The following is an 18,159-nucleotide window of genomic DNA, read 5'->3' as shown; positions in this document are numbered from 1 at the left end:
GATCTCCCGTTACCCTCTACAATGGTTTAACGTAGATCCCCGAAAAATCCCGTGAATAGTGTTCGTACCGTTTCTGATACCAAGCGATCGTTTTACAATCTGCACACCCGTCCGGTGAATTCGATTTTCCGGCGAGTGGTGGAAGAACTGATGGTCGAAATGCACCTGCTTGCCGTCAACACGGACTTCCGCTACGACCCCTTCTATGCGCTGGGTGTGGTGACGACGTTCGATCGCTTTATGCAGGGATATCGCCCTGAAGCCGACAAAGAATCGATTTTCAGCTCGCTCTGTCGCGCCCTCGAATCCGATCCGCAACAGTATCGCAACGATGCCCAGCACCTACTTTCTGCCGCATCGCAAAATCCTTGGGAGAACCTTGTAATTCCCGACAAGGCGGGTGAGTTTCGCGAGGTGTTAGCCGCGATCGCATCAAATCCGAAGTTCAAATACAGCCGTTTATTTGCGGTTGGTTTGTACACGGTTCTCGAAACGGCTAGCCCCGATTCGGTCAAGGATACTGCCAAACTAACTGAAGCCTTAAAACAAGTCGGTCAAGCCTTGAACGTGTCGCAAGACAAGATGCAAAAAGATTTGGAACTGTACCGCAGCAATCTGGAGAAAATGACGCAGATTCAAGCGGTGATTGCAGATGCGCTGGCTGCCGATCGCAAGAAACGCGAGGAACGCGCCCAAGCAAAAACTGTCGAACCCTCGAAAGACGAGGCAACTACTGAGTCTTAAACTGAATCTTAATTGCTGTATTCCTGGATTGTGTCGGGAAATCCAAACGATGGTAGAGACAAGTCGGTGACTTGTCTCTATTTATTTTGGCAGGAATCGTGATCGCTCCAAATGAGCGAACGGTAGCGATCGCAACAAATCTATAGAATCAAATTCGCCTACAAGTAGAACCGACCCGAATTTGATACATCCCATGACTATCCCAGAAATCACACAAAAACTCCTAGCCGCAAAAAAGGAAAAGGGGTTGAGCTTCGCCGATCTAGAAGCCATGCTCGGACGCGACGAAGTTTGGATTGCGTCCCTGTTTTACCGCCAAGCGACGGCTTCTGAAGATGAAGCCTCAAAGCTATTACACGCTTTGGGATTGAGTCAGGATCTTGCTTCAGAACTCACTCAATCGTCTGTGAAAGGTTTAGGCCCTGTTGTTCCGACTGACCCGTTGATTTATCGCTTTTACGAGATCATGCAGGTCTACGGAATGCCGATCAAAGAAGTCATTCATGAAAAATTCGGGGATGGCATCATGAGCGCGATCGATTTCACCCTCGACATCGAGAAAATCGAAGATCCGAAGGGCGATCGCGTCCTTTTGACCATGAATGGTAAATTCCTGCCCTACAAGAAGTGGTAGATTTCTGGAGCGTTCAGCGGAAACTCATCTACACTGGTCACAGTCAATGATCCCGTTGTATTCGTTGAGATGCCGATGCACGCTCCTCATTCTCTCAATTGCGCCTGTCCTGTCCACGATCCCCAAACCAAGCAACGTCAGCTTTTATCTGCGCTGATTGTGGTAGGCAGCTTTGCCGGAGTTGAAGGCGCGATCGGCGTATCGAGTCACAGTCTCGCGCTGGTGGCGGAGGCAGGACATTTAGTGTCTGATTGTTTTGCGCTGGTGTTGGCATTATTAGCGACGCGGATGGCTCAGGCTCCGATGCAGTGGGGCTGGATCGGCGAGAATACCGTTACCATCAAACCGAGTCGCTCGCCGGAAACTTGGGCAGCTTTGCTAAACGGAGTTGGACTGATCGTAGTGTCGCTGTGGATTATGTGGGAAGCGATCGCCCGGTTTCAAACAACATCACCTGAGATCTCTAGCTTACCGATGCTAATTACTGCGATCGTTGGTTTAGCGGTGAATGGTATTAATATTGCAATCTTGCATCAAGGCAGCGATCACGATTTGAACTTACGTGCGGCATTTTTGCACGTTGTCGCGGACGCGTTAGGAGCGATTGGGGTGATTGTTGCAGCGCTCTCCGTTGCTGTTTTTCATTGGATGTGGGCAGATGGCGCGATTAGCTTAGCGATCGCCGGATTAATCTTAGTGTCAACGATTCCCCTAATTCGTCAGAGTATTCAAGAACTACGACGCTCGCTATGATTGTCTTACCGGAGTGGCGAGGCACGATCGCATGAACATCGCAAAGACGAAGAAACTGACTTTTCAGGAATATTTGGACTTCTGTGAAACAAGTCAAGAGCGCTACGAATTAGTCCGGGGAGAATTACAGCTAATGACTCCGCCTATTTGGTTACATTATCGAATTGCTAAATTTCTAGAACGCGCATTCGACGATGAGATTACTCGGCGACAGCTCCCTTGGGAAGCACATCGCGATCCTGGACAGCAAACAGAAGAAAACACCTCTCGCCTTCCAGATGTCGCGATCGTGCCAATCGAAGCAGTTGAAGAATCTATTGATCGACCTGCTATCTTAACGACTGCTGCCATTCTAATCGTGGAGGTTGTCAGCGATAGCACTGCGCTGCAAGACTACCGCGAGAAGGTGACAGAATACCAAAACAAAGGAATTCGAGAATATTGGATTGTTGATCCTGATCCGTTTGGAGCAGCAAAGTATATTGGTTCTCCGAAACGTCCGACCGTTAGCGTGTACTCGTTGGTGGATGGAGTCTATCAAGTCAAGCGATTTCAGGGGAGCAATTGCGTCATTTCTCTCACATTTCCACACTTGCAACTTACCGCAGAACAAATTCTCAACGCTGGGCGATGAGTGCTTTTATCGCTGTGTTCAGAAAGCACCCATCGCAACTGCAATTAAACAGGAGGCACGATCGGTAAATTTGGATCTTGCTCAATGCTATGCAAGTTGGTCGTGCTTACTCGTCCAGCAGTCAAAAAGCGGAACGTCTCCTGATACAGGCTCTGCCAGAATCGATTACTCATATTTTGGCTGACTTCAGTTGGATCAACCATCGGATGCGGCACGAGATCTTCTTTGGGATACAGGAAGAATCGGTGTCCTTCGCCTTCTCCACCGATGCGCTGGTAAAAGTCTTGATTCGTTTCGATATCGGCTGCATCTTCGTTCTCAGTCAAGACTAAGAACGTGGGAATGTTTGAGAGCGATCGCACCGATTTGTCACTCAAAACCATGCTGCTCCCAAAGCGATCGGCAGCCGTCAGACATCCAACCGGAAATCTCAAATTCGCATCCCAACCCGATTCGCTAATGTCCAACGGGCCTGCTAAGTTCACATAGCGCCGCCGTTCTTCCCCGTAGATCTTCAGCAAGGGCGCATAAGCAACCACTCTCCGGACGCGATCGGGACGCGATGCCGCTAATCCCAAGGCAGCCGCACCGCCAACCGACAAGCCCACCGTGAAAATATCTCCCGGCATTGCCGCAAGTTCGTTTAATCTTGCTTGCGCTTCGGTGAGATAGCGTAAATGCGAAGAAATGAAATAGCGATCGAAATCTGGATCATCGGGCAATTCTAGCGCTTTGATAATATCGAGCAGTTGCGGCTCAATCATGACTAATCGCGCCATCAATCCCATCTGTTGCATAAATCCGGGACGGGTAGCTCCTGGATTATTCGTGAAGTTTTTGATATACGCTTGCAGCACCGGATCTTTTTGCACCTTTTCTTTAATCGGTTCTGCATATTCGGGCTTGAGATCGACCTGACACCAGTTTTTGGCTGGATTGATGAGCGGATGTCCTGCGATCGAGGGTTGATAAACGTTGAACCCATTGCGAAAGAGATAATCTGCCAATCGCCACATTTGATGCGGTTTAGCGCTGAATCCGTGAAAAATCATTACCGTGCCGCGAATCGATCGACCCGGTTCGTGAAATAAGTAATACGGCAGTGCGCCGTCTCTACCATCAGAATTCTGATTGAGAGATTGAATATAGGCATCGATCGCAGATTTTGTTTGATTGATTTGCTCAAGCGTGGGAATCGTGTCAGCGGCAATGTTCATGATTTTGGCTTAAAAAGATTTCAGAACGACGATCCAGGCTGTTTCAGGAACTCGATTTCTTTTGGCGTAGAAGAACGACCCAGAATTTGATTGCGGTGAGGAAACCGCCCAAACTGCTCGATTACCGCTCGATGGCGCAAAGCGTAATCGTAGATTTCTTCTAACTCAGGATTGCCTTTAAATTGCTCAAATAAACGGACTGATTCGTTTTGATCGTCGAGATTTTCACTGTGTTCGAGCGGCAAATAGAAGAAGAATCGCTGGACTGGGGTAACTTGCTGATCAAATTGCTGATCGATCGCATCTTTCGCAATTTCTAATGCTTTAGTATCTGTCGCAAACGATCGAGGTGTGCCCCGAAACAGATTGCGCGGAAACTGATCTAACACAATGATCAACGCTAAACAGCTTTCAGGAGAATTGCTCCAGTCGTCCAACTGATTCGATGCAGCTTGCTCGTAAAGCGACAGAAAGCGCGATCGTACCTCTGCATCAAAAATTGGATTTTTGGTAAACCATTCCTTCCGCATTTCTAGCTTGTCCCCGAACCAGAATGACAAAACTTCAGTTGCAGACATCTTTTTTCTCCAATCAATTTCTACAAAATTTCGGAACTTTAAAAAGCAAATTCCCCGAAATCTCCAGAAACGCCGCGATAGTGTCACGATCGTCTGCCAGAGACTCCGGGGAGTCGATTAAGTTGAATGCCTTATGACATTGCTTGAATAATGAAATCGAAGTAGGGAGCCGCTTCTGCTGCATCAGCTTCACTCAGGAGACCCAGAGAAGCTTCTTTGAGACAACGAATTGCCTCTGCCATTCCCGGAACTGGAACACCGAGCGCGTTGTACATTTCCCGCGCACCGATCACGCCAATTTTCTCGATCGGGTCAGTGCTACCGCAGAGGATGCCATAAGTCACTAGGCGTAAATACCAGCCGTAATCGCGTAAACACAGCGCCCGTTCCCGGTTTCCGTAAGCGTTACCGCCCGGAGAAATGAAATCGGGGCGTTTTTTCCACAATTGCTTGCTGGCTTGTTCTACGATTTTCTTTTCGCTCTCAGACAAAACACTCGCGATCCGAGTGCGCTGTTCTCCGGTTTGAAAAAACTCTCTTATCCCGTTGAGTTCGCCTCTCGTTGGGTAACGAAGCTCGTCGTCGGCTTGTAGGATAACTTGGCTAACTACGCTCATGTTGTTATTGCAGTATCTCAGAAGTCACTTTGTAGTTTACCGAGTTTCGGGCACGATGCGAAAGGGGATTCTCTCATTTGCCTTGACAAATCGTTACATTTCGTCGTGTGGCGGGTGCGATCGCGGATGCCTCAAATCAACTCAAGAAAATGAGTAACGAATAAACTCTATTTTATTCATTCAATCTAACTCAATGACGATTACGACGAATGACCTTCTTGAAACTCTGCAAGCAATACTGTCAGAACTTCAACGAACCAATACACCCCTCACTGTAATTCATGAGGGCAAACCTATTGCGATCATCACTCCAGCGCAATCTCATAAGCCCCGTCCTGCTGCTGGATGTATGAAAGGTCGTGGTGAAATTTTAGGTGATATCGTTTCTCCCATTGAGCAGCCTTGGGAAGTGCTGCAATAAAAATCCTGCTGGATACGCATATTTGACTCTGGTATCTGTTTGATGACCCACAACTTTCCCAGAACTTGAAGAATATAATCTCAGACTCCGACACTGAATTATGGTTAAGTCCTATCACCATCTGGGAAGTCATGCTCCTTGCGGAGAGCTGCTTGACCGGATATGTTCTGCGGTGAGTAGTCGATCGATTTTGTCTAAAACGGTGGCATGAAAATAGCGCTCTCCACAGTCTGGACAAACTTCAGCATCAACATTTTCAACAATGTAGAGTCTGTCGTTTAGCCAATGTTGTCGTCTCACTTTTCTGAAGATAGGTTGTCCGCTACAAGATTCACAAATCATTTTTTTGCGCTACCTAAGCTAACAAGATCCTTTAAGTCGCAGCTTTAATTCATTTGTGTCGCGGTGATCAGAGATTTAGCCATCTGCCCACCGCAACATCGATCTATTCGATCGCTTCCTCGTCTCCATACAGCACAGGCAAACTTACATGAGTCACCCGCTCAGTTTTGCTCAGTTTGACGACTCGACTACCACGATCGTCTCTCGCGCTCAGATCGATCTCGTCTACATCAATCCGCGCTAAGTGATTCTCATTCGTTAACAGGAACACCAGCGATTGAGGTAATACGGCAACGATTCCTGCCACTACATCGGTTTTGTTGTTGAAGTGGAAGGATTGGGTTCCGAGTTCTCCCGCGCTTGCTCGACGTAAGGCCCTCACCTCCATGTGTTTCGCGTAACCTTGATCAGAAATCATCAGAAACGTATCGTCTTCGTTAGCGATCGCCCAACCGACAATCTGTTCTTTCTTAGAAACGCGCATTCCGGTTTGACCTTGAGAGGTGCGAGTTGCGATCGGAATCTGCAAATCGTTCACCTCAAATCTTAAGACTCGTCCGCTTGAGGTCGCCAGTAAGACTTGTTCTCCGACTTGCACCGGACTCACACATAAAAGCTGATCACCCTCTTTGAGCTTCAGAGCCGTGAGTCCTCGTCCGGTTAAATCTGTAAATTCAGACAGTGGTAATCGTTTGATGCGTCCTTGTTCGGTGAGCAGCAGGACAAATTGATCCTCGATCGCGTCTGGCAGGATGAACGTGCCTGCGATCGAATCCGGTTCTGCTTGTGCGGCAGGTGGCAGGAGGGTTACAAGCGGTGTCCCTTTCGATTTGCCGTTATTTGCTTGTGGGATGTCGCGGACTTTCACCGCAAAAGCTTTTCCACTGCGCGTAAAGACAACCAGCGTTTTACCTGTTGTGGTGAAATCGGTTTGCGTTGCGAAATCGTCTCCGTCTTCAAGTTCTTTCGTGGCGGTGTCATCGTTGCGATTTTTGCTGACGCGATCGTACACTTTCGGAGTCATTCGCCGCACATATCCGCGCCGTGTCACTTCCACGACTGCGGACTGTTCTTCTTCCTCAAACTCAAATGATAAATTTGTTGTTGATTTTGCCGCAGGAACATCATCTTTTTCGCTGACTTCGGCTGCAATTTCTGTAGCCGCAACGATTTTAGTTCGTCGATCGTCGCTGTATTTTTTCTTCAGCGATCGTAAGTCTTTCTTCAGCGCTTTCAGTAATTCACGGCGATCGCTGAGGAGCTTATTTAGCTCCTGCATTTTCACAACAAGTTCATCATGCTCGGTTTGCAGGCTTTGACGCTCCATTCCGGTGAGACGACGCAGCGGCATCGAAAGAATTGCATCGGCTTGTCGATCGCTCAAATCCAGTCGCTCTTGCAACTGAAGTTTAGCAGTGCCGCCATCCGGAGCATTCCGCAGAATTTGAATCACGTCATCAAGGTTCGACAACGCTTTTAATCGACCTTCAACAATGTGAAGTTGGCTTTCGGCTTGCTCGTATTCGTTGCGATATTGCCGAGTTAGGGTGGTTTCGCGGAACGATAAAAATGAATTCAGTAATTCTCGCAGCGTCATTTGGCGCGGTTGAGCATTGTCTAACGCCAGCAAAATTACGCCGAAATTGGTTTGCAGTGGAGTTTGTCGGTAGAGGAGGTTAAGAATTTTTTGAGGATTCGCATCGCGGCGCAGTTCGATCACCACGCGAATCCCCTCGCGATCGCTCTCATCCCGCAAGTCCCCAATGCCTTCGATCTTGCCTGTGTTCACAAGTTCCGCAATCTTTTCGATCAGCCCTGCCTTATTCACTTGGAAAGGCAACTCTGTAATCACGATCGCGCTTCTACGATGCTTGCCGCGTCCAGTGCTAACTTCTTCGAGATTAGCAATTCCACGAACGGGAATACTTCCGCGTCCGGTTAAGTAAGCTTCTCGAATTCCGTTTGTGTCAAGAATTTCGCCGCCTGTGGGGAAGTCAGGCCCCGGAATCAGCGCGAGTAATTCATCATCTGATAAGGTAGGTCGATCGATCAACGCCACCAACCCATCAATAACTTCACCTAAATTATGGGGTGGAATATTCGTCGCCATCCCCACCGCAATCCCTGAACTGCCATTTAGCAACAGAATCGGTAACTGCGCGGGTAATACGGTTGGTTCTTGTTGTGAATTATCAAAGTTGCCAACAAAATCAACCGTTGCCTCGCCAATTTCATTTAATAAAGCTTCATTCCCGATCGCCGATAGTCGCGTTTCTGTATATCGCATCGCCGCAGCCGGATCATTATCGACTGATCCAAAGTTTCCGTGACCTCCAACTAACGGATAGCGACTAGAAAAATCCTGCACCATTCGCACCAGCGCATCGTAAACCGCCTGATCGCCGTGCGGGTGATATTTACCTAAGACATCCCCAACGACACGGGCGCATTTACGGTAAGGTCGATCGGGTGTTAGCCCTAATTCGTGCATCGCGTATAAAATACGACGATGCACAGGCTTTAAGCCATCGCGGACATCCGGCAGCGCACGTCCTACGATCACGCTCATGGCATATTCTAGATAGGACTGCTGCATCTCCGTATGTAGAGCAGTTGGGATCACCTGTCCGGTTGGGAGAATGTTTAACTGTTGTGATTGAGGTTGCGTCCGCGCCATGAGCCTATTTATCCTGCTGAACTTTTACAATAGTCGGAGTTTTGGGGGTTCCGAAGGGTTGATCGCTCTTGCCTGAAAATACTAATACAGTTGAGCTACCTTACAATCGTTCTATTTTGCCGTATCCAGTGCATTTCGTAAGAGGAATTTATAATGCAAACCGTTCTGATTGTGGAGGATGATCTGATCAACGCGAGGGTCTTCTCCAAAATTCTGACAAAACGCGGAGGTCTGGCAGTCAAGCATACTGAGAATGTAGACGAAGTGATTCAGATTGCACAGTCCGGAGAGGCAGACATTATCTTGATGGATGTGTCTCTCTCTCGCAGTATGTACCAAGGTAAGGCGATGAATGGAATTCAGTTGACTCAACTACTGAAAGCCGATGCCAAAACTGCAAACTTGCCGATTATTTTGGTGACAGCACACGCGATGGAGGGCGATCGAGAGAACTTTCTGAAGCAAAGCGGTGCAGATGGATATATCTCGAAGCCTGTCGTTGATCATCAAGCCTTTGTGGATCAGATCATGGCGTTGCTGCCGAAATCGTAACGGCATGACGTTTCGCATCGATACATTGGTACTATTCTAGCGCGATTTTGCCCCGGTCGAGTGATTCAGGGGTGAGGTTGTAGCCCTTGAGAAAGCGCCGGATCTGATAAGCGAGATCAAGCTGTACTTGTTCGTTTGGGATGAGATTGAAGGTTGAATGTGTGGGTCGTTTAAGATTCTGTTAGATATTGTTTGTAGCCCAATTCATCAAGTTTCGCTTGTTTTCCGCGTACCATTTCTGCAAGGCTTTGACGGTACGCTTGCACTTTGGCAAATAACTCGGCATCGTGGCTTGCGAGAATTTGCACCGCGAGGAGTCCTGCATTTTTGGCATTGCCGATCGCTACTGTCGCCACCGGAATTCCAGCCGGCATCTGCACGATCGAGTACAGCGAATCCACACCTTGCAGCGTCTTCGTTTGTACCGGAACGCCGATCACAGGTAAAGCCGTCATCGATGCCACCATTCCTGGCAAATGTGCTGCGCCTCCTGCCCCCGCAATAATGACTTTCAAACCTCTTGTGTGTGCCTGTTTTGCATACTCCATCATCCGTTCTGGGGTGCGATGGGCTGAGACAATTTCGACCTCGCAAGGGACACCGAATTCTTCACAAACGGCGATCGCAGCTTGCATCGTCGGCAGATCCGAGTCGCTGCCCATAATAATTCCAATCAACGGCTGAGTCATATGCGAAGATCCAAAACGAATGCAATCAAGTGTGACAGATGCGCTTTTTGATTATCAATGCTCAAGTACCCGGTTTCCAAGGATTGCAGCAAATTTTGATCGATGAGGTGGTTTTAGAGATTGCGCCTCGGATTGAAATAACGGCTCCGATCGTTGATGTTGCCGGGGATTGGATTTCTCTGGGCGGTATTGATTTACAGATTAATGGTGCATTGGGACTAGCATTTCCAGATCTCAATTCGGAAAACTGCGACCAGTTAGAGAAAATTTGTCAGTTTCTCTGGAATCAAGGTGTGGATGGATTTTTGCCGACGATCGTTACGACTTCAATCGACAATATCCAACGATCGCTCTCGGTTCTTGCCGACTCTAACCTACCTCAAATCCTGGGTGTCCATCTCGAAGGGCCTTTTCTCAATCGACAGAAGCGCGGCGCACATCCCGAAGAATTTCTTCTGCCGCTTGATGTGGAAACTGTAAAGCGGGTGTTAGGTGATTATGCGGAAATTGTTAAAGTGATCACGCTGGCTCCCGAACTTGATCCAACTGGTGAGGCGATCGCATATCTCAAATCTTTGGGAATTACGGTGAGTTTGGGACATTCGCAAGCCACTGCGGAGCAAGCGCAGCAAGCCTTTGATCAAGGCGCTTCGATGGTGACACATGCTTTTAACGCGATGCCGAGTTTGCACCACCGGGAACCCGGACTGCTCGGAGCCGCGATCGCTAACCCGAATGTGTACTGCGGTTTGATTGCAGACGGGCAGCATGTTTCACCGATCATGATCGAGATTTTGCTGCGCTCTAGTCAGTACGATCGTGGAATTTTTTTGGTCAGCGATGCGCTTTCGCCGCTTGGATTACCGGATGGGCGCTATCCTTGGGATGCGCGTGAGATTGAGGTGATTCACGGGACAGCAAGATTACTTAATGGCACACTTGCGGGAACGACGCGATTGCTCTTGTCTGGGGTGCAGAATTTAGTGAACTGGAATGTCTGTGATCTTGGAACCGCGATCGCGCTTGCTACAACCGCTCCACGCGCTGCGATCAATCTACCTCATTCTTTCCTGAAGCAACCTGCTAATTTTTTGAGATGGCGAAAAAATGGAACGATCGCACCGCAGCGACTCACGTTTGATAAAAAGCTTGCATAAAAAACGGGGCACGGTTCAGGTGCCCCCAAGATACTCAGATTGACTTGTCAAAGCAAAAGTTCCCTCACAGCCTCGAACAAACCCGTAGAATCACGAGCCACTGTTGAGGTATTTGGGGTTTTGCCTCTCCGTAGAATACCTGAGTGATTTGTGTCATAGGTGCCCCTACATCAAAATTTCATCAGAACCTCATGTTTCTACAGAAATTATTAGCAATCCAAAAATTCTCTTGATTGCTAATTGAGAAAAATTGATGCGGACTGGCTCGTTTAACTTTTTCGTAGGCCGGGGACGATCGAGTAATACGATAGGTAAAAGGGAATCAACAAAAAGAAACACAGATTTATGAACGGAGTCGATGATAAAACCGAAGTGCGTGAGTATTTCAACGCAACGGGCTTCGATCGCTGGCGCAGAATTTATGGCGATGGTGAGGTAAATAAAGTCCAGCTTGATATCCGCACTGGACATCAACAGACGGTTGATACGCTGCTTGGCTGGCTCAGAAGTGATGAAAATTTAGCAGGTTTAACCATTTGTGATGCGGGTTGCGGGGTCGGAAGTTTGAGCATTCCGCTAGCGCAAGAAGGCGCGAAGCTGTTTTCTAGCGACATTTCCGAAAAGATGGTGGGTGAAGCAAAGGAGCGAGCGAGCGAACTTGGGCTTCAAGACAATCCGGCTTTCGCTGTACAAGACTTAGAAACACTGAGCGGCAAGTATCACACGGTTGTTTGTTTGGATGTGTTGATTCACTATCCGACGGAACAAGCGACAGAGATGATCAAGCATTTGGCAAGTTTGGCGGACGATCGTTTGGTTTTGAGTTTTGCACCGAAAACCTTTTTGCTAACGATTCTGAAGCGGATCGGGGAGTTTTTTCCGGGCCCCAGTAAAACCACTCGCGCTTATCAGCATCGTGAAGCCGATATTGTGAAAGTGCTGGAAAGCTGTGGCTTTAAAGTTAAGCGCACAGCAATGACTAGCACGAAATTCTATTTTTCGCGAATGTTAGAGGCGGTGCGTTAAATATACGTAAGTTCGATCCAGCTCTGTATCGTTTAGCGCCTACAGGATAAGGAATTTTCCCTATCCTGTTTCTCTAGATCTTGTCTTTTGGTGGGGGTGTCACTTTCGTTTTAATCAAGCCCTGTTCAAGTTGTTTCAACAGTTCAAAATCTTGATCAGGTAAAGTTCGATCGCCGCTCTTCTCTAGAAAGTTAAACGCCGCCCGAAACTCTTTTGCATCGGCTGCGATCGGTGCCTCCAAATGACAGGGAATCACGCGCTCAAAGTCCCAACTGGCAACTTTTTCCGCCCAATCAATCACGATCTGCGGTTCCCGATTCAGGATCAATCTCTGCAAAATTGGCGCAACAATCAATCGATGTTTTCGCAATGCTTCAAACGATCGCTGCCACCCTGCTTTCCAGTGGAACGGATACCAACCGAAAAAGGCTTTTTTCGAGCGATCGGGCGCTTTGGCGACTTCACGTACTGACGGAACTAAATCGGCAACCTCTAATCCACTGGGTTGAAAGTAAAACGTAAATAATGCAACGCGCTGCCAGCCTTTGCGGCGATTGGCTTCGGTATCTTCAATGCCCTCCGCCCCCGTCTCACGCGAATGAAACAACAACGGGTAAGGATCAATTTGCAGGATTTCTGGCGCAACTTCTGGAACCGATACAACAGAATCCGTCACCATTAGCGTTTTAGAGCGTCGATCGAACAAGGCAATCTCTTCAAACGGGCCTAATCCCAATCGAATCGGGCCTAATTTCGCATACTCAAACTGATCGCCAAAGGGAACCGATCGACCATCGAGTAAATGCGTCCGATCGCGAGGAAATCCCAACCAAGACAACGGTAGATTAACTGGATAGCTCCATTGGTCGGGTGCAACATAAATTTGAGCATTAGGAAACTTCCGAGCGAATGGCGGAATAAATACTTTATGCTCTAAACCCGAAGCAGTTGGAAGAATAATATATTTAACGTCACCGTGAACGGAAACAACATCATCCAGCAATCGCAAGCATTCAACGGTTGGGGCAACAGGCGCATATACTAAAAGCCCACCTGCATCAAGCTTTACAACCGTCATCCGAATCGGTGTAACAACGTAGAAAATTCCCTGAAGCTGTTCAAATATCCAAACAGCATTTTCGACGACTTCGCGCCTGATCGTCCGACGCTGGCTATAGGGATAAATTGGCACTGTAAACCAATAAAACCACGATCGTTCACGCGGACTGATTTGACTGTTTTGCACCGATCGCATCATTGCCTAAACTCTTGTTCACTTGATTTAGTCTCTCACGCATCCTGAAACGATAGCGCATTCAGAAATAAACGCGGTCAAGCTACCAATACCAAACCACAGAGTAAGCGTCTAAAGGCTTCTCCTTCTGTTCCAAGAATCTGAAGCACTTCGAGGTCTCTATCGGTGTCTCCTCATTCCGCATAGAGTGGAAGATACAGTGTGGGTCGATCACGCTCCTCTGCTCATCCCGAATTATCACCCAAATTTTGGCATTTGAACGTGTGATAAGTTGTGCGAGTGATTCATTCTACTTGGGAATTGATTGTCAGCTATGTCATCTACTAGGTTGAACCAGATAGTGAAATGGGTCATTGTTACTTTGAGCATTGCGATCGCTTACAGCGTTTCCGCTACCCTTTGTCTAGTTTTTGCCCCCTTACCAGGTAAAGTGACCGCTATCTGGTTGCCCTCCGGCTTAACTCTGGCATTTTTTACCTGGTGTGGATGGTTGGCATTTCCAGGGATTGCTCTAGGGTCACTGATTGGGGTAGTACCGGATTTTCTCAAAGTAGAGCCGCCCCTTTCAATTCCTGTTTTCGTTTTCCTAAATCTTGTATGCGTTGTTGCTAATTGCCTTCAGCCAGCCGCTGGCGTTGCCCTCATTAAACGGTTAACCGGTACGTCGCCTGCATTTAATCAAGTCCAGTCTGTGAACGGTTTTATCGTAGCAGCAGTAGTTTCGCCGATGTTATCCGCCACGATCGGGATTACTTCTACGTGCTTAGTACAGCTTACACCGTGGACAGACTATGGTGTCGCTTGGTTGACTTGGTGGCTGGCGAGTATGCTGGCTCATCTGCTGTTCACCCCTCCTTTACTCCTGTGGCGTTCAAACGGGAGATTTTGTTCACGCGCTCAGTTCTGCGGGATGGTTCTCGCTTTAGGACTGAGCTTGGTGATCGGTTGGGTCGTGTTTATTCAGAACTATCCAATTGAATATACGTTCTTGCCTATCTTAATTTGGTCAGTTTTTCGGTGCGGTGGATTTTTCACCAGTGTACTGGTTTGCATCATCTCGGTGATCGCGATCATGATGACCTCTCAGGGATTGGGATCATTCATAACCAACTCTACAACAGGTTCCCTGTTGTTGTTGCAGTCGTTTATTGCCGTGTGTTCTATTACGACATTAGTATTGGGGGCGGTAATCCAGGAGCGTAGAGCAGCGGAGCTGGCTCTAGAACGAACGCTGGACTCTTTAGAACAGCAAATCGAAGAGCGGACGGCTGAGTTGCAGGAGAGCAAGGCAACTCTCGATGGTTTTTTTGCAGCAGCTCCAGTCGGTTTAGGGATTGTGGATCACCAGTTGCGATACGTGCGGATTAACCAACTCCTCTCAAAGATGAATGGTTTGTCGATCGAGCGACATCTAGGTCAAACCATCTGGCAGGTGCTTCCGAATCTGGCTCCCAACCTGGAACCCGTTTATCAAAAGGTGCTCATGACTGGGCAACCCGTTTTAAATCAGGAGGAAAGTGGTAAAAGTCTTGTACAGCCAGAAGTGAAGCGTACCTGGTTAACCTCCTATTTCCCCATTACGTCGACTCATCATGCACCTTCCAAGGTGGGGGTCATTGTGATGGATATTAGCGATCGCAAAAAAATGGAATTACAGCTTCAACTGCAAGCTCGCAGAGATAGTCTTACTGCGATTCCGAATCGACTTCATTTTCAGGAATCGGCTGAAGCAGAATGGCGACGCTGTAGCCGTATCCAGAAACCCCTTTCCCTAATTTTGCTGGATATCGATGAATTCAAGCGCTACAACGATGCTTACGGGCACTTAGCTGGGGATGCCTGCCTGATTCAATTTGCCAACCTACTCCTGACGGTCGTGAATCGCGCTGGGGATGTGGTTGCACGCTATGGCGGTGAAGAATTTGTTGTCATCTTGCCGGATACAGATGCGGAAGGAGCGGTTCGTATTGCCCAACTGATTCGTCAGCGACTCCATCAAAAGCGAATTCCCCATCCCGGTTCTTCCGTTGCGGCTTATGTAACTGCTAGCTTGGGCGTTGCGATCTGTCTTCCCAATCCTAGTTTGCAGGTAAACGATTTAATTCAAGCCGCTGATGAAGGTTTGTACGAGTCAAAGCGACAGGGGCGCGATCGCATTACGCTCAAAGTCATTGGCATATAGTTACGATCGCTCGTCTTGGGTATCAGCCTGAAAGTAGTGCGATCGCGTTTTGACGAGGAATATTAGGAGCGATCGTAATCCGAACTAACGTTGCCCATCACTCGCCGCTAACAGCCTTAGACTCTAACAGAAAACCTCCGGTCGGGTACATGGACATTGTTAAACCATGCTACTCACGACTCGCAGTGTTTGTCCGAGGCCATTGAAAACTAAATCGCTCATCATAGTAAGTGCGCTTCAAATAAGCTAAGTCAGCTTCCCAATCCCGAATTGCCTTATCAAAAGCACCTGCGTTACGGCGTCTCGCATTGCGTGTAAATGCTGCAATAGAGTCAGCTAGCTTTTTCAGTCTCTTAGCCGTACCTAGTTGACCCCACTCACTTAAGTAGGCGACGTTATCTATGGATGGCAAGGAATGCAAGAAGATATCATCAAGAATCTGCCTACGTTGATTTTCTGGTAGCCCATTTACACCAACTTTATACCCATAGAGTTTCAGAAGTCCTTCCTCATATTTGAAAACATCTTCAGATAAATTTTTTGATCCAACCTTTACTGTTGCAGTGGTAGTTGGCCAAACAAATGTTTTTGTGTCCTTTAACTCTGTTAATCTTGCTGAAATACGGGCGAGCAAAGTTCGAGCTTTTTGTCGAGTTCGGAACTGTAACTCATGATGTACTTCCCTCAAAACATCCGGATTATTCCATTCCGAATTCACAATTCTCTCAAGCTTGTCAACATGACATTTGATATATGGACGCTTTCGGCTGAATTTATCAGTATATTGAGTTTTATTTCTAAATATTGATGACTGTGGAGTAACACGAACAGAGGTGTTTTCTTCTTGTATTGAAGCCGCAGGCGAGCTAGCTCTATCCTGTTCAGGTTTAACCCCAAATGGTCTATCAATCAGAAGATCCCGTTGTGGCATTGGTGGGTAATTTGCCGGCTTCTGAGACGGCTTAACCTCAAATGGTCTATCAATCAGAAGATCCCGTTGTGGCATTGGTGGGTAATTTGCCGGCTTCTGAGACGTATCTATTTCTATGGAAGGAGGTGGCTGTGGGTTAGCTTGTTCATCAGGTGATTCTACCTTTGCTGAAAAGGAGGAAGACTCACCTACAGATTTTTCCAACTCAGCTTCAGACAACTTTCGGGTCAGAAGCGTATACTTTGGCTTCTGATCGCGGGATCGTTTCAATCTCCGAAGGAGGGTTTTGAACCACTCCAGTAGTTTTCCTAAGTAGCCTCTCATGGGATTTAAACGAATTGTTAATCGACAAGTTTGCTTCTGTTTCTTAAGTTTTGGCGCAAATTGATTCAGTGTTCAACTACTCTAATTGAGTTATATACCAAGCTAAATCTAGGTATCAGGAAATCTTATTAATTTTACAACTTAACCTTCACGTGTGCAGCGGACAGCAGCAAAGCTGATTGCACCTCACCAAATAATGCCCTAACGATGCCCTCGGAGAGAACTCGTAATAGCTTGGTCATCGCAAACTCACCGATCATCTCTCGCTACGCCCCCACAGAAAGATTAGCGGTCTAACTGCACTGAATTTTCTCGCATAGTGTCCTAAATTGGCTGACTAGAATGAATTATTTCGGGTTATCACACTGGTGCAGAGCAATATGGAGAAAGATTTTTTATAGTACGCTCTTACGGCTGCATATACAGAAACTTTCCATATGTTCTCCGCTTTATACAGAAGGTTGATTTAACCCCATCGCTCTCAACAATCCCTCTAATTCGGAACTCGATACCGAGTAGCAATAAACGAGAAAAATCGGTAGTAGTTGCTAAACTGCCCACTCGGAGCAATGCCGCGCCAGTGATATCTCACGTCTTTATGGTCGATCGTTAACATCATCATGCTAGTCTGCGCCTCGACCTTCACCTCTAATCGTCCAGGTATCCCCTGCGCTGTTGTAAAGTTCGTCGGCTGCGATTTTTGAGTCGATCGCTTCAACTGCGCCCAACTGCGAATTTCAAACCCCACATTCTTCGGATCACTAAACACAATGCCATCTTGATTTTCCGGTGGAATCGAATCGATCCAGCCCTCCGGATACAAAAACTCAAAACCAAATCGAGGATTCCGGTAGGTCTGCCAGCGGTCAGGAAGACTGTCCTGCTGAGAACTCGATCGCTCCCACGGCAAGCCATTGCAGCTTGTCAGCCCAATCACTCCCACCAAAATCCAACTCAAACCCTGCTTCATAATGTAAATGAATGTAACAATATTGCCGTCATGCTGGCATACCGTCTTGACAGCCCCAGATATGCCAGATATCGTAATTGCATACCCGGGTAAAACGACTGAAAGTTCTATGCAAGACAAGCAGAAAGTTACGTTGTATCTCCCGCCCGAATTGCACCGCAAGCTAAAAATCCAAGCGGCGATGAGTTCAGAGGCGATGTCAGTCCTCGCAGAGAGGGCGCTCGACTTTTACCTCACATACCCGGAGGTTGTCGAGCAGCAAGAAGAAGCTCATGGTCAAACCCATCGGATTTACGACTGTCCCAGTTGTACCACTCCGGTAGTCCTGCGAAACGGCGAGTTGACTGCTTTAGGGCACTCCTCGAACGCTGTTACTCAGGATGAGCTATCGACCGTTTCGATCGGGTCTTCCAGCGAAGAGAAGGTTGTCGTTCCCTGCTAGTTTCCATCGCAGAG

19 protein-coding genes are annotated in these 18,159 nt (G+C 47.7%); 10 read left to right on the top strand and 9 right to left on the bottom strand.

Annotated features, from left to right (window positions below; all coding sequences use genetic code 11):
- The first annotated feature begins 51 nt into the window (after positions 1-51).
- The 4 genes from psb29 (at position 52) to NC981_RS08210 (ending at position 2,765) form a co-directional block, all read left to right on the top strand.
- A complete protein-coding gene (gene psb29, locus NC981_RS08225) occupies positions 52-744 on the top strand; it encodes a photosystem II biogenesis protein Psp29 (protein ID WP_348242395.1) in 693 nt (230 codons plus the stop codon).
- A 193-nt stretch (positions 745-937) separates the two neighbouring features.
- Entirely contained in the window at positions 938-1,378 is a 441-nt protein-coding gene (gene cynS, locus NC981_RS08220; RefSeq protein WP_190377036.1) for a cyanase, read from the top strand.
- Positions 1,379-1,453: 75 nt separating this feature from the next.
- Positions 1,454-2,131 (top strand): cation diffusion facilitator family transporter, encoded by a 678-nt coding sequence (locus NC981_RS08215; protein ID WP_348242394.1) that lies wholly within the window; start codon positions 1,454-1,456, stop codon positions 2,129-2,131.
- Positions 2,132-2,162: 31 nt separating this feature from the next.
- A complete protein-coding gene (locus tag NC981_RS08210; protein ID WP_348242393.1) occupies positions 2,163-2,765 on the top strand; it encodes a Uma2 family endonuclease in 603 nt (200 codons plus the stop codon).
- A gap of 44 nt (positions 2,766-2,809) precedes the next feature.
- Here the strand turns inward: NC981_RS08210 and NC981_RS08205 are convergent, their stop codons facing one another.
- The 3 genes from NC981_RS08205 to apcD all read right to left on the bottom strand — a co-directional run bounded on the left by NC981_RS08205 (position 2,810) and on the right by apcD (position 5,177).
- Positions 2,810-3,982: an alpha/beta hydrolase gene (locus tag NC981_RS08205; RefSeq protein WP_348242392.1), complete on the bottom strand. Its 1,173-nt coding sequence runs from the start codon at positions 3,980-3,982 to the stop codon at positions 2,810-2,812.
- 20 nt (positions 3,983-4,002) lie between these two features.
- The gene (locus NC981_RS08200; protein ID WP_348242391.1) at positions 4,003-4,560 is read right to left on the bottom strand and encodes a DUF924 family protein; all 558 of its coding nucleotides are present in this window, start codon (positions 4,558-4,560) and stop codon (positions 4,003-4,005) included.
- 131 nt (positions 4,561-4,691) lie between these two features.
- The gene (gene apcD, locus NC981_RS08195) at positions 4,692-5,177 is read right to left on the bottom strand and encodes an allophycocyanin subunit alpha-B (protein WP_348242390.1); all 486 of its coding nucleotides are present in this window, start codon (positions 5,175-5,177) and stop codon (positions 4,692-4,694) included.
- 193 nt (positions 5,178-5,370) lie between these two features.
- On the opposite strand from apcD, the gene NC981_RS08190 reads away from it, so the two are divergent.
- A complete protein-coding gene (locus tag NC981_RS08190) occupies positions 5,371-5,598 on the top strand; it encodes a type II toxin-antitoxin system Phd/YefM family antitoxin (protein WP_348242389.1) in 228 nt (75 codons plus the stop codon).
- A gap of 129 nt (positions 5,599-5,727) precedes the next feature.
- Here the strand turns inward: NC981_RS08190 and NC981_RS08185 are convergent, their stop codons facing one another.
- A complete protein-coding gene (locus NC981_RS08185) occupies positions 5,728-5,940 on the bottom strand; it encodes a YgiT-type zinc finger protein (RefSeq protein ID WP_348242388.1) in 213 nt (70 codons plus the stop codon).
- Between the two features lie 103 nt (positions 5,941-6,043).
- On the bottom strand, positions 6,044-8,617 hold the full coding sequence (gene gyrA, locus NC981_RS08180) for a DNA gyrase subunit A (protein WP_348242387.1): 2,574 nt from the start codon (positions 8,615-8,617) through the stop codon (positions 6,044-6,046).
- Between the two features lie 153 nt (positions 8,618-8,770).
- Here gyrA and NC981_RS08175 point away from each other — a divergent pair, with 153 nt between their 5' ends.
- A complete protein-coding gene (locus NC981_RS08175; RefSeq protein ID WP_348242386.1) occupies positions 8,771-9,169 on the top strand; it encodes a response regulator in 399 nt (132 codons plus the stop codon).
- 170 nt (positions 9,170-9,339) lie between these two features.
- Here NC981_RS08175 and purE read toward each other — a convergent pair whose 3' ends face one another.
- Positions 9,340-9,858 (bottom strand): 5-(carboxyamino)imidazole ribonucleotide mutase, encoded by a 519-nt coding sequence (gene purE, locus NC981_RS08170; RefSeq protein WP_348242385.1) that lies wholly within the window; start codon positions 9,856-9,858, stop codon positions 9,340-9,342.
- Between the two features lie 38 nt (positions 9,859-9,896).
- Here purE and nagA point away from each other — a divergent pair, with 38 nt between their 5' ends.
- On the top strand, positions 9,897-11,015 hold the full coding sequence (gene nagA / locus NC981_RS08165) for an N-acetylglucosamine-6-phosphate deacetylase (protein WP_348242384.1): 1,119 nt from the start codon (positions 9,897-9,899) through the stop codon (positions 11,013-11,015).
- 345 nt (positions 11,016-11,360) lie between these two features.
- Entirely contained in the window at positions 11,361-12,041 is a 681-nt protein-coding gene (gene bchM, locus NC981_RS08160; protein WP_348242383.1) for a magnesium protoporphyrin IX methyltransferase, read from the top strand.
- A gap of 73 nt (positions 12,042-12,114) precedes the next feature.
- Here bchM and NC981_RS08155 read toward each other — a convergent pair whose 3' ends face one another.
- Positions 12,115-13,296 (bottom strand): DUF4336 domain-containing protein, encoded by a 1,182-nt coding sequence (locus tag NC981_RS08155; protein WP_348242650.1) that lies wholly within the window; start codon positions 13,294-13,296, stop codon positions 12,115-12,117.
- 340 nt (positions 13,297-13,636) lie between these two features.
- Here NC981_RS08155 and NC981_RS08150 point away from each other — a divergent pair, with 340 nt between their 5' ends.
- Positions 13,637-15,478: a diguanylate cyclase gene (locus NC981_RS08150; protein ID WP_348242382.1), complete on the top strand. Its 1,842-nt coding sequence runs from the start codon at positions 13,637-13,639 to the stop codon at positions 15,476-15,478.
- Positions 15,479-15,647: 169 nt separating this feature from the next.
- Here the strand turns inward: NC981_RS08150 and NC981_RS08145 are convergent, their stop codons facing one another.
- Positions 15,648-16,628 (bottom strand): hypothetical protein, encoded by a 981-nt coding sequence (locus NC981_RS08145; protein ID WP_348242381.1) that lies wholly within the window; start codon positions 16,626-16,628, stop codon positions 15,648-15,650.
- A 598-nt stretch (positions 16,629-17,226) separates the two neighbouring features.
- Positions 17,227-17,703 carry a hypothetical protein gene (locus NC981_RS08140; RefSeq protein WP_348242380.1) on the bottom strand — a complete coding sequence of 159 codons (477 nt, stop codon included), beginning with the start codon at positions 17,701-17,703 and terminating at the stop codon, positions 17,227-17,229.
- A 109-nt stretch (positions 17,704-17,812) separates the two neighbouring features.
- Here NC981_RS08140 and NC981_RS08135 point away from each other — a divergent pair, with 109 nt between their 5' ends.
- A complete protein-coding gene (locus tag NC981_RS08135) occupies positions 17,813-18,145 on the top strand; it encodes a hypothetical protein (RefSeq protein WP_348242379.1) in 333 nt (110 codons plus the stop codon).
- Positions 18,146-18,159: the final 14 nt, after the last annotated feature.

The organism is Leptolyngbya sp. DQ-M1, assembly GCF_039962505.1.
Classification (GTDB): Bacteria; Cyanobacteriota; Cyanobacteriia; order Leptolyngbyales; family Leptolyngbyaceae; genus Leptolyngbya.
This window is presented reverse-complemented; position numbering and strand designations above follow the sequence as displayed.

Coding starts and splice junctions, on each gene's coding strand:
- cynS (WP_190377036.1), top strand. CDS start 938: ATGACTATCCCAGAAATCACACAAAAACTCCTAGCCGCAAAAAAGGAA.
- NC981_RS08215 (WP_348242394.1), top strand. CDS start 1,454: ATGCACGCTCCTCATTCTCTCAATTGCGCCTGTCCTGTCCACGATCCC.
- NC981_RS08210 (WP_348242393.1), top strand. CDS start 2,163: ATGAACATCGCAAAGACGAAGAAACTGACTTTTCAGGAATATTTGGAC.
- NC981_RS08205 (WP_348242392.1), bottom strand. CDS start 3,982: ATGAACATTGCCGCTGACACGATTCCCACGCTTGAGCAAATCAATCAA.
- NC981_RS08200 (WP_348242391.1), bottom strand. CDS start 4,560: ATGTCTGCAACTGAAGTTTTGTCATTCTGGTTCGGGGACAAGCTAGAA.
- apcD (WP_348242390.1), bottom strand. CDS start 5,177: ATGAGCGTAGTTAGCCAAGTTATCCTACAAGCCGACGACGAGCTTCGT.
- NC981_RS08190 (WP_348242389.1), top strand. CDS start 5,371: ATGACGATTACGACGAATGACCTTCTTGAAACTCTGCAAGCAATACTG.
- NC981_RS08185 (WP_348242388.1), bottom strand. CDS start 5,940: ATGATTTGTGAATCTTGTAGCGGACAACCTATCTTCAGAAAAGTGAGA.
- gyrA (WP_348242387.1), bottom strand. CDS start 8,617: ATGGCGCGGACGCAACCTCAATCACAACAGTTAAACATTCTCCCAACC.
- NC981_RS08175 (WP_348242386.1), top strand. CDS start 8,771: ATGCAAACCGTTCTGATTGTGGAGGATGATCTGATCAACGCGAGGGTC.
- purE (WP_348242385.1), bottom strand. CDS start 9,858: ATGACTCAGCCGTTGATTGGAATTATTATGGGCAGCGACTCGGATCTG.
- nagA (WP_348242384.1), top strand. CDS start 9,897: ATGCGCTTTTTGATTATCAATGCTCAAGTACCCGGTTTCCAAGGATTG.
- bchM (WP_348242383.1), top strand. CDS start 11,361: ATGAACGGAGTCGATGATAAAACCGAAGTGCGTGAGTATTTCAACGCA.
- NC981_RS08155 (WP_348242650.1), bottom strand. CDS start 13,296: ATGCGATCGGTGCAAAACAGTCAAATCAGTCCGCGTGAACGATCGTGG.
- NC981_RS08140 (WP_348242380.1), bottom strand. CDS start 17,703: ATGAAGCAGGGTTTGAGTTGGATTTTGGTGGGAGTGATTGGGCTGACA.
- NC981_RS08135 (WP_348242379.1), top strand. CDS start 17,813: ATGCAAGACAAGCAGAAAGTTACGTTGTATCTCCCGCCCGAATTGCAC.